This is a genomic window from Aneurinibacillus terranovensis DSM 18919, from assembly GCF_000430625.1.
Classification (GTDB): domain Bacteria; phylum Bacillota; class Bacilli; order Aneurinibacillales; family Aneurinibacillaceae; genus Aneurinibacillus_B; species Aneurinibacillus_B terranovensis.
On sequence record NZ_AUMJ01000019.1, the window covers coordinates 85,682 to 96,978 of the forward strand.

The following is an 11,297-nucleotide window of genomic DNA, read 5'->3' on the forward strand; positions in this document are numbered from 1 at the left end:
AATTTGAAAGTAAAGGAGGGGAATTGAATGCCACGTAAAGGCCCAGTACCTCGTCGTGATGTTTTACCTGACCCGATATATAACAGCAAATTAGTAACTCGCCTAATCAACCGAATGATGGTTGATGGTAAGCGAGGAGTTTCTCAGCAAATTCTGTATGGTGCTTTCAATCTTGTTCAAGAACGCAGCGGTCGCGATGCGATGGAAGTTTTTGAAGAAGCAATGAAAAACATCATGCCAGTTCTTGAAGTTCGTGCCCGCCGTGTCGGGGGTGCCAACTATCAGGTTCCGGTTGAAGTTCGCCCTGAACGCCGCACTACTCTTGGACTTCGTTGGTTAGTGGAGTATGCGCGCAAACGCGGTGAGAAAACAATGGAACAACGTCTTGCCAGCGAGATTCTTGACGCTGCCAATAATACCGGCGCTGCTGTTAAGAAACGTGAAGATACACACAAAATGGCGGAAGCAAACAAAGCATTTGCTCATTACCGCTGGTAGAAGTAAAGCGGCGTTTGGCCGCTTTTACTTGCACACTTTTTATTTAACTTGAAAGGGGCCAATATTCAATGGGACGCGAATTCCCCTTAGCTAAAACTCGTAATATCGGTATCATGGCTCACATCGACGCCGGTAAAACGACGACAACAGAACGGATTCTTTTCTATACCGGTCGCGTTCATAAGATTGGTGAGGTTCATGAAGGCGCTGCTACGATGGACTGGATGGAGCAGGAACAGGAACGTGGAATTACCATTACTTCCGCTGCTACGACCGCCCAGTGGCACGGCCACCGTGTTAACATCATTGATACACCCGGACACGTAGACTTCACCGTTGAAGTAGAACGCTCCCTTCGTGTACTTGATGGTGCAGTTGCTGTTCTTGATGCACAGTCTGGCGTAGAGCCACAAACTGAAACCGTATGGCGCCAGGCTACGACATACGGTGTACCGCGTATCGTGTTCGTCAACAAAATGGACAAAATCGGTGCAGATTTCCTGTACTCTGTGCGCACATTGAAAGAACGTCTTCAAGCAAACGCACATCCAATTCAACTTCCGATCGGTGCAGAGGATCAATACCGTGGCATCATCGATCTTGTTGAGCAAAAGACATACATCTATACAAATGATCTCGGTACTGACATTGAAATTACAGATGGCTTCCCGGCTGACTATCAAAGCCAGGCAGAAGAACTTCGCGGTCAACTGATTGAAGCAGTAGCTGAATTCGATGAAGAACTGATGATGAAATACCTCGAAGGTGAAGAGGTTACAAATGAAGAACTTAAAAAAGCGATTCGTAAAGCAACGATCAGCGTTCAATTCTTTCCTGTAACCTGCGGTTCAGCATTTAAAAACAAGGGCGTTCAGCCGATGCTTGATGCTGTTATTGATTACCTTCCATCGCCACTTGATATTCCGGCGATTAAAGGTGTTGTTCCAGATACAAATGAGGAAGTAACACGTGAATCTGATGATGAAGCTGCATTCGCTGCACTTGCCTTCAAAATCATGACTGACCCATATGTTGGTAAGTTAACATTCTTCCGTGTTTACTCCGGTACGCTTGAATCCGGCTCATACGTACTCAACTCTACAAAGGGCAAACGTGAACGTATTGGCCGTATTCTGCAAATGCATGCGAACCACCGTGCAGAAATTAAAACGATTTATTCCGGTGATATTGCAGCAGGCGTAGGTCTGAAAGATACCACTACTGGAGATACTCTTTGTGATGAGAAAAATCCTGTAATTCTTGAATCTATGGAATTCCCTGAGCCTGTTATCAGAATTGCTATCGAGCCTAAAACAAAGGCTGACCAGGATAAAATGGGGATGGCTCTTGCAAAACTTGCTGAGGAAGATCCAACGTTCAAAACGTATACTGATCAAGAAACAGGACAAACCATCATTGCCGGTATGGGTGAACTCCACCTTGATATCATTGTTGACCGCATGAAGCGTGAATTCAAAGTGGAAGCTAACGTTGGTGCTCCTCAGGTTGCTTATAAAGAAACCTTCCGTCAGGGCGCCAAAGTTGAAGGCAAGTTTGTTCGCCAATCCGGTGGCCGCGGACAATACGGTCACGTTGTGGTTGAATTCGAACCGGTTGAACCTGGTACCGGATTTGTATTTGAGAACAAAATTGTCGGAGGAGCCGTTCCTCGTGAATACATTGCTCCAGTTCAAGCTGGTATTGAGGAAGCGATGCAAAATGGGGTTCTCGCCGGGTATCCGATCCTTGACCTTAAAGCTACTCTTGTAGACGGTAGCTACCATGATGTTGACTCCTCTGAAATGGCGTTTAAAATTGCCGGTTCGATGGCTTTAAAAGAAGCTGGTAAGAAATCTAACCCTGCTATCCTTGAACCTATAATGAAGGTTGAAGTTGTTGTTCCGGAAGAATACATGGGTGACATTATGGGTGATGTGAGTTCCCGTCGTGGGCGTATTGAAGGTATGGAGGCGCGCGGTAACGCACAGGTTGTTCATGCTTTCGTTCCACTTTCCGAGATGTTCGGATATGCGACAAATCTTCGTTCCCGTACACAGGGACGCGGTACGTACAGCATGCATTTCGATCATTATGAAGAAGTGCCTAAAAACATCGCGGAAGAAATTATTAAAAAAGCTAAAGGTCTTTAATTTTAACATAAAAACCTTTATTGTTTATCAAGAAAGGTTTAAAATGTGTAATGGATATTCCTTGCTGTTTAAACCTTTCTTGTCACTATACTTAATTTCTTAACCAACCTTTTAAGGAGGCTTTTTTCCAAATGGCTAAAGAAAAATTTGAGCGGAATAAACCGCACGTAAACATTGGTACTATCGGTCACGTTGACCACGGTAAAACAACTTTAACAGCTGCTATTACGACTGTACTTTCTCAGTCTGGTAAAGCAAAAGCTATGGATTACGGTTCAATTGACGCGGCTCCTGAAGAGCGTGAGCGTGGAATCACGATCTCTACTGCACACGTTGAGTATGAAACAGACAACCGTCACTATGCACACGTTGACTGCCCAGGCCACGCCGACTATGTTAAAAACATGATCACAGGTGCGGCTCAAATGGACGGCGCTATCCTCGTGGTATCTGCTGCTGACGGCCCAATGCCTCAAACTCGTGAGCACATCCTTCTTTCCCGCCAAGTAGGCGTTCCTTACATCGTTGTATTCATGAACAAATGTGACATGGTTGACGATGAGGAATTGCTTGAACTTGTTGAAATGGAAATTCGTGATCTTCTTTCTGAATACGAATTCCCTGGCGATGACATCCCGGTTGTTAAAGGTTCCGCTAAAGAAGCGCTTGAAAACCCAACTGGCGAATGGGCACAACGCATCATTGAATTGATGGATGCGGTTGATTCTTACATCCCAACCCCGGAACGTGCGGTTGACCAACCTTTCTTGCTCCCTGTAGAGGACGTATTCTCTATCACAGGTCGTGGTACGGTTGCTACCGGTCGTGTAGAACGTGGTATTGTAAAAGTTGGTGACCAAGTTGAAATCCTTGGTCTTACTGAAGAACCTAAAACTACAACGGTTACTGGTGTAGAGATGTTCCGTAAACTTCTTGACCAAGCTCAAGCTGGTGATAACATCGGTGCGCTTCTCCGTGGTGTTGACCGTTCTGAGATCGAGCGTGGACAGGTACTTGCTAAGCCGGGTTCTGTAAAACCGCACACTACGTTTACTGCACAAATCTACGTTCTTTCTAAAGAAGAGGGTGGACGTCATACTCCATTCTTTGCTAACTACCGTCCTCAGTTCTACTTCCGTACAACGGACGTAACTGGCATCATCAAACTTCCAGAAGGAACTGAAATGGTTATGCCTGGCGATAACGTTGAGATCACTGTTGAACTCATTAGTTCTATCGCTATGGAAGAAGGTACTCGCTTTGCTATTCGTGAAGGCGGACGTACAGTTGGTGCCGGCGCGGTTGCTACTATCATTAAATAATTTTGCTTAGGCAAATAAAAAAGATTCGGCGTAAAGCCGGATCTTTTTTATCGTTAAGGAAAGTATATGTTGCTTTACAGTGTTAAAGCAACATATACTTTCTTCCATTGGTCACCTGAGAAAAACTCACGGGGGTGTGCCGAACGTTTCTTTTTCGATGTGGAGCGTGTGGCCGGAAGGTCGATCAGACCGACAATTGTCCCCATCCTTGAGATACCCGGATGTTTTGTCGGTCCGACCTTCGGTCACTAAGCGGCCGTTTCGCTACCCTGCAGAAAAAGGACGAGCGGCAACGCCCGCGAGTTTTTCTTAGTGGATAAAGATGTATATGCCTCTTTACGCATGCGTTCAACTAAGACTATCGCCTGTACCTTTGGTTTTGGCGCTAGTCAGGCGATCCTTTATTGTTTTGCATAGCTCTGGATTTCCCTGGCTGCCCGTTCGATATTAGCTGCATCAATGGATATGAATTCACCCGAATACGCCTCTTCTTTGTGGGTATATCTTGGGTCGTAATAAACCGTAAGCAGTGTACGAATAAAATGGCGGTATTTTCGTTCAATCAGGTAGCGATAGCAGTCATTGCGGGCAGAAGTTTCCATCCGTTTGGCAATCAATTGGTAAGCTTCACTAACTTTGCGGAAGAACCATTCTTCATCCTTGTTCGGTTCAATATAGTCCTGGTAAATCCGTTCTACACGCAGTTCGACAGGGGCTTTGACCAGAAAGTGGACGCCGTTTGCCTTCGCCTCCATCATAAATTCCGGAACCACGATCCGGCCGATACGGCGGCTTTCCGCTTCCATAAACATGTGCGAAAACCCCCGGCTTTTTATATCCATTAGGCTGGTGAATAAGAGCGCATCAAACATTTTTTGATTTTTTTCCTTAATGCCGACAGAACCGAAAACGGAACCGCGATGGCCTGCGTATTCTTCCAAATCAAGCACCGGCTCTCCCCATCGAGCAAGCTGGTTTAAAATAAGGGTTTTACCTACACCCGTCATTCCATGAAGAGCATATGTTTTCCTGGGAAGCAGTTCGGATGATAAATGCTCCGTTACATATTGCCGGTAGGAGCGATATCCTCCTTGCAGCCGTTGAATGGGAAGCCCGGACATTGCAGCAAACGTGGCCATTGACATACTGCGCATTCCGCCGCGCCAGCAAAACAATACCGGTTCCTGTTCAGCGTTCACATAATTTTTAATTTCCTGCATTAACTTGGGAAGCTTAGGAGAGACGATCTCCATCCCTTTCCATTTGGCCTGATTCTTCCCCTCATTTTTATACGTAGTTCCAATGATGGCCCGTTCATCATCCGTAAATAGGGGAACATTTACAGCGCCTGGTATGGTTGCTTCCTTGTATTCTCCCGGGCTGCGTACATCGATCAATACATATTTTTTGTTGTTTGCGGCTATTGTATCTACTGTTATGTCTCGAGAAAACAAACGAGTCCATCTCCTTTTTAAACGAAGCTTCTCATGTGATATAGTAGTAAACAAAGGAAGGAGTGATATTGGGTGAGTCAAGAGTTAATTAAACTTACGTCCCTTTCAAGCAAAGCTGGCTGAGGCTGCAAAATCGGCCCTGCCGACCTGACACAAGTCTTGTGTCATTTACCTGTGCAGTCCACAGTGAATCCCAATGTTTTGGTAGGTCTGGATGTTCCGGATGATGCCGGTGTATATAAACTAAATGAAGACCTGGCGCTTGTCCAAACGGTAGACTATTTTACTCCTATTGTAGACGATCCGTATCTTTTTGGACAAATTGCCGCGGCCAATGCATTGAGTGACGTATATGCCATGGGAGGTAAACCGGCGACTGTCCTTAATATTGTAGGCTTCCCCATTAAAAAATTAGACCCATCTATTTTAGCAGATATTTTGCGCGGTGCGTCAGATAAAGTCACGGAAGCTGGGGCAGTGATCTTGGGCGGACACTCCATCGATGACCAGGAACCGAAATTTGGGATGGCTGTCACCGGATTTGTCCATCCGAATAATGTTTGGACCAATCATAACGCGAAGCCGGGAGATTCCATTATTCTCACGAAGCCAATCGGGGTCGGAATTCAAACGACGGCGATTAAACGGAACATGCTTGAGCCTGATGAAATTGACAGGGTTTCGCAAGTGATGGCAGCATTAAACAAAACGGCTGCGGAAGTGGCCGCTCATTTTACCGTGAATTCCTCAACCGATATCACAGGCTTTGGCCTGCTCGGGCATTTAAAGGAAATGGCGGAAGGAAGCCGGGTGGGAATGAACGTCTTTGCCGAACAAGTCCCCGTGCTTGCACGAACCAGGGAACTTGCTGAAAAAGGTTCGGTTCCCGGTGGAACGAAGGCGAATCACGCATGGATTGAGAATAGTATCACGTATCCTGAAACGTTGGATGAGATTCAGCAGTGGATTCTTTGTGATGCTGTTACATCCGGGGGATTGGCCCTGAGTGTACCGCATGATGAAGCGGAAGGCTTGCTGGCGGCTTTGCATGCCGCCGGAGTAACGCACGCAAGCATCATCGCCAGCGTAACCGATGAACATCCGGGTAAAATCGTAGTTCGATAACAGATAGGGCATACGTAAATCAGTAGCGATAAGAACGTGTAGGAGCATGATCGTATGAGCGAATGGACTAGGCAGCAAATGGAGCAGCTTCGCCGGTTACCCGCAGTTCATACCTTATTGAATAGGCCCGAGATTGTGAGCTGGAGGGAGCGTCAAGGGTTGAGTGCAAGCGAGACGCTCCCGTTTATTCAGCAAATCGTAGAGGAAGAACGGGCACATATTCTGAACGGGACCGGTTCCGCTGAATCAAACATATATAAGAACGTGGAATACTGGATTCCGCTTCTGGAACAAAGAATGCTTGAACTATATTCCCCTCATCTGATTCCTGTTATCAATGCGACAGGAGTTATTTTACATACAAATCTCGGACGTGCCGTATTGTCTCAGGATGCGGTTGAACGTATGGTAGAAGCCGCGCAGTCTTATACGAATCTGGAATTTAATCTGGAGGAAGGGACCAGGGGTTCCAGACACAGCCATGTGGAGCGTCTAATTACCCGGTTAACCGGAGCGGAAGCCGCAATGGTGGTTAACAATAATGCGGCTGCCGTTTTTATTGTTTTGCGCGAAATGGCTAAAGGTAAAGAAGTGCTGGTTTCCCGAGGTCAAATTGTGGAGATCGGCGGTTCATTTCGCGTATCGGAGATTATGGCAGAGAGTGGAGCCTTTCTTCGTGAAGTAGGTACGACGAATAAAACGCATCCGTATGATTATGAACGTCATATCACACCGGAAACCGCCTTATTATTAAAAGTTCATACAAGCAATTTTAAAGTGATGGGATTCACTCGTGAGGTGACGGTGGAAGAGTTGGTGGAGATTGGCCAGGCCCACAATATCCCGGTGTATGAAGATCTCGGGAGTGGAGCGTTGTACGATTTAGCGGTTCACGGGATTGGCAATGAGCCGGTGGCATCGGCCTCCATTCAGGCAGGGGTTGATATTATTTCATTTAGTGGAGACAAACTCCTTGGCGGTCCACAAGCTGGGATTATCGCCGGTAAAAAGAAATATATTGAAGCTCTGAAAAGGAATCAGCTGGCACGGGTACTCCGGGTGGACAAGGTAACGTTAGCCGCGCTTGAAGCAACGCTGATTGCCTACCTTAATCCCGAAAGGTCTGTTGCTGAAATTCCGGTCCTGCGCGATATTCTCTGCCCAGAAGAGGAAATAAAGCAGCGGGCCCGCTCCTTTGCTGTGCAGCTGCAGGATAAAATGGATGATTTCGATATGGAGATAAGGGAAGGCGTTTCTGAAGTAGGCGGAGGAACCTTGCCTGGCGTGACTCTCCCAACGTGGGTAGCAGCGATTCGCCTGAACCATGTCACAACATCATCGCTTGAACGGAAGCTTCGTCAGGGACGTCCGACAATCATCGCACGTATACAAGAGGACTGGCTTATCTTTGATTTTCGGACCGTTCAGCCCCGGGACATTGAACGAATCGTCCAGGCCATCAGCCGCGCAGTGTAAATACGTAAAAAAGCGAACCAGTCATGCCTTGTAGGCCGGTTCGCTTTTTTTTAGTATATGAATAAAGCAGAAATTACCTTTAGGCTCGGATAGAGCCGTGTGATGGCTGCTCGGAAGGAATCAATGTTTTCACTTTTTGTTTATAGGCTTCCCGCGAGATACTTAAAATGACTCCCATGCTTAGCATATTCAACAGAAGCGAAGACCCTCCATAGCTAATAAAAGGAAGCGGTACCCCTGTAATCGGAATCGCACCGATAACCCCACCGATATTAATAAAGGCCTGGATAAAAATCATGCTCACGACTCCAATGCCGACCAGATTGGTGAATACGTCTTTTAGGCGAAGGGTAATCGTTAGAATACGCCAAATAAAAAAGAGATAAACAATAATAAAAATAGCGGCACCGATAAACCCGAGTTCTTCTGCAATAATTGAAAAGATAAAATCAGTTTGTACTTCCGGAAGGTAAAGAAACTTCTCAATGCTCTTTCCAAATCCGGCCCCGGTTATGCCGCCATGGGCAAGGGCAAAGAAAGAGTGCACAAGTTGATACCCGTCACCAAGTCCGCCAAATCCGTCGTTCCACGGGTCGCGAAAATTAAACAGACGGCTCTTTCGATAATCCGAAGAAAAAATAAATATAATGGAGAACGCAGCGAGTGGAAGCCCAATGAGACACAAATGTTTTAAGTTCGCCCCGCCGGCGAAAATGACAGCAACCGCTGTTAACAATAAAATCGCCGCAGAACCAAAGTCTGGTTGAACAACAATGACACAAAAAAACAGGCCTACGATCACCATCGCCGGCAGCAATCCCTTTTGAAAGCTCCGAAAAACCTCACCTTTTTTTGAAATGATCCCTGCAAGGTAAATAATTAAGGCCATCTTAGCAAATTCAGCGGGCTGCAGCATAACCGGACCAAAGTCGATCCAACTTCGTGCCCCTTTATGGACAGAACCAATCCCGGGAATAAGTACGGCAAGCAAAATGAAAAATGAAAAAACCATAATGTGTGCAAAATATTTTTTATAGGTAGTATAAGGAATGTTCATTGTGAAAAACATGCCCGCCGTTCCAAACAAAGCCCACAACAGCTGTCTTTTCATAAAGTAGGTAGAATCATGGTTTGTAAATTTGGCATACAGAGCATAGACAGAACTGGCACTATAAACCATTACGATGCCGAATCCAACAAGTATAAACGTTAACGTAAGAAGTAAAAAATCAGGCCTACCCCTCGTTTTCATACATTCCTCCATACTGGTAAAGCTGTTTGCCTATAGAATTTATCACTACTAGTGTACTATACTATTGCTTGTATATCAGGATTTTTTTAAATAATACAGACAAGAAAAACATATAATATTTTATAAGCTTTATTAATAGGTTAACATTGGGTTAATAATCAGTTAATACTTTTGTTGTAATATGGACGAATGTGATCGACCCTAACTTTCTATAATTTTATTTTGATTGAATAAGCCAGTCGATAGGCTTAAATACAGAAACTGCAGAATGGTGGGATGGTATGCAAAAGCAACATATTGAAGAGTTAAAAAAGGAAGTTTCTCATATGGCTTCCGTTGCTTGTGAAGGGTTTACACAGGCATGGAAATCCCTTGAAGAACATGATCTGGCTCTTGCTAAAACTGTCATTGTACGTGATGAAAAGCTAAACGTTCTTGCTGAGAAAATATTTAAAATGAGTCTTAGCCTGATTGCATTACAGGCGCCGGTTGCCACTGATTTGCGCAGCATTGGTTCTTATCTGAAAATCGTGACCGACTTGGAGCGAATTGGAGATTTGGCGGTTGAAATCGCCAAGGTTGTTGTGCGTCTGGAAGCCAGGCCGTTTACAATTCCCCTTTTTGACATTCCGGCTATGGCTGAGAAAGTGAAAGAGATTATTCAGGTGAGCGTAGACATGCTGGAAACTTTCAATACACAAGAAAGTCGGTCACTTGATATGATGGATGATGTAATTGATCGGTATTACAGCAATTGCTTTACGTATTTAGAAACAAGCATGAGAAATAACCCTGATTATGTTACAGAAGGTGTCCAGCTTATCAAATTAATCCAGACACTGGAACGCATTGGCGACCACGCGACGAATATCGGCGAATGGACCGTCTATATTGCCACCGGAAACATTGCCGATTTAAATACCTGAAGAAGATCTTTAAAAACGAAACGTATAAGAGCAGAACGGTCTCACGCCGCCTGCTCTTTTTTTGCATTAAAAAGGATGTTACTGCAAAGCGAGGAATAATATTATCGGAATCCAACGATCTCATCTTTCCCATTACACTTTTTTAGAAAACGGAGGAAAACATGAAAAAAAATATATACAAAGTTATTGTTTTAACATTGACGTTTATGACCACAGCATACCCTATATTTGCTGCAAGGACAGTACCGGTGAATATAGGGTATGGTCCAATTCCGGCAAAAATACAAAATAAAATATGGGGAGTTTCTTATACTAAGGACAGTCCGGTAAAAATGAATCAGTTATCGTACGTTAGGGTCAGGTACATAGGGTTTGACAATAAGGAACACCGCGGGGAGCTTATTGTCAATAAAAAGCTGGCAAAAGAAGTGTTCGACATTTTTGAAGAGCTTTATCAAAAAAAATACCCGATAGAAAAAGCCGGTTTAGTGGATGATTATCACGGTTCGGATGAATTATCAATGGGAAACAATAATTCATCAGCTTTCAATACAAGAATGATCGCTGGAACAAGGACGTTATCAAGGCACAGCTACGGGGCTGCTGTAGATATAAATCCTGTTCAAAATCCCCAGATAACAGGAACGACAATAGATCCACCTCTTGCAAGCAGCTACGCTAATCGAAGAGTGATTAGAAAAGGGATGATAACCAAAGGAGATGTTTGCTACAATGCTTTTAAAAAAAGAGGATGGATCTGGGGAGGTGAATGGAAAAGTACCCGCGACTACATGCATTTTGAAAAAAAAGTACGGTAAGAAAATCACTGTAAAAAGCTTTTTGTAATAATTAATTCCAATTACCTATAGTAAAGGTTGGGTAATTCGTGATAAATTATCTTTCGTCGCTTTTATAAAAGAAAAAGGGCACCGATAAAAAAGTTTTAAAAAACAGTTGACATAACGAAGTGTATTTGATAAGATAAAAAAGTCGCTGTTACGAATTTAAAAACAATGCGGTTCAAAACAAGTTCCTTGAAAACTGAACAGTGAAATGCCAAATGTGCGATATAACCCAGATACAATTCTGGATTT

At 44.5% G+C, this 11,297-nt stretch carries 10 protein-coding genes; 7 read left to right on the forward strand and 3 right to left on the reverse strand.

Annotated elements, in window-relative coordinates; all coding sequences use genetic code 11:
• The first annotated feature begins 27 nt into the window (after positions 1–27).
• The 3 genes from rpsG to tuf all read left to right on the forward strand — a co-directional run bounded on the left by rpsG (position 28) and on the right by tuf (position 3,970).
• Positions 28–498 (forward strand): 30S ribosomal protein S7, encoded by a 471-nt coding sequence (gene rpsG / locus H525_RS0105160; RefSeq protein WP_027415325.1) that lies wholly within the window; start codon positions 28–30, stop codon positions 496–498.
• A 68-nt stretch (positions 499–566) separates the two neighbouring features.
• Positions 567–2,648, forward strand: a complete 2,082-nt coding sequence (fusA, locus tag H525_RS0105165; protein WP_027415326.1) for an elongation factor G — start codon at positions 567–569, stop codon at positions 2,646–2,648.
• A 131-nt stretch (positions 2,649–2,779) separates the two neighbouring features.
• The gene (tuf, locus tag H525_RS0105170; RefSeq protein WP_027415327.1) at positions 2,780–3,970 is read left to right on the forward strand and encodes an elongation factor Tu; all 1,191 of its coding nucleotides are present in this window, start codon (positions 2,780–2,782) and stop codon (positions 3,968–3,970) included.
• A 74-nt stretch (positions 3,971–4,044) separates the two neighbouring features.
• Here tuf and H525_RS28920 read toward each other — a convergent pair whose 3' ends face one another.
• A complete protein-coding gene (locus H525_RS28920; protein WP_281172574.1) occupies positions 4,045–4,176 on the reverse strand; it encodes a hypothetical protein in 132 nt (43 codons plus the stop codon).
• A gap of 195 nt (positions 4,177–4,371) precedes the next feature.
• Positions 4,372–5,424 carry a tRNA 2-selenouridine(34) synthase MnmH gene (gene mnmH, locus H525_RS0105175; RefSeq protein ID WP_035100040.1) on the reverse strand — a complete coding sequence of 351 codons (1,053 nt, stop codon included), beginning with the start codon at positions 5,422–5,424 and terminating at the stop codon, positions 4,372–4,374.
• Positions 5,425–5,496: 72 nt separating this feature from the next.
• On the opposite strand from mnmH, the gene selD reads away from it, so the two are divergent.
• On the forward strand, positions 5,497–6,549 hold the full coding sequence (gene selD, locus H525_RS22885; protein ID WP_081413238.1) for a selenide, water dikinase SelD: 1,053 nt from the start codon (positions 5,497–5,499) through the stop codon (positions 6,547–6,549).
• Positions 6,550–6,603: 54 nt separating this feature from the next.
• Positions 6,604–8,025 carry an L-seryl-tRNA(Sec) selenium transferase gene (gene selA / locus H525_RS0105185; RefSeq protein WP_027415329.1) on the forward strand — a complete coding sequence of 474 codons (1,422 nt, stop codon included), beginning with the start codon at positions 6,604–6,606 and terminating at the stop codon, positions 8,023–8,025.
• A 79-nt stretch (positions 8,026–8,104) separates the two neighbouring features.
• Here selA and ftsW read toward each other — a convergent pair whose 3' ends face one another.
• Positions 8,105–9,277 (reverse strand): putative lipid II flippase FtsW, encoded by a 1,173-nt coding sequence (gene ftsW, locus H525_RS0105190; RefSeq protein WP_035100048.1) that lies wholly within the window; start codon positions 9,275–9,277, stop codon positions 8,105–8,107.
• 281 nt (positions 9,278–9,558) lie between these two features.
• On the opposite strand from ftsW, the gene phoU reads away from it, so the two are divergent.
• The gene (phoU, locus tag H525_RS0105195) at positions 9,559–10,203 is read left to right on the forward strand and encodes a phosphate signaling complex protein PhoU (protein WP_027415331.1); all 645 of its coding nucleotides are present in this window, start codon (positions 9,559–9,561) and stop codon (positions 10,201–10,203) included.
• Positions 10,204–10,364: 161 nt separating this feature from the next.
• Positions 10,365–11,021 (forward strand): M15 family metallopeptidase, encoded by a 657-nt coding sequence (locus H525_RS0105200; protein WP_027415332.1) that lies wholly within the window; start codon positions 10,365–10,367, stop codon positions 11,019–11,021.
• Positions 11,022–11,297: the final 276 nt, after the last annotated feature.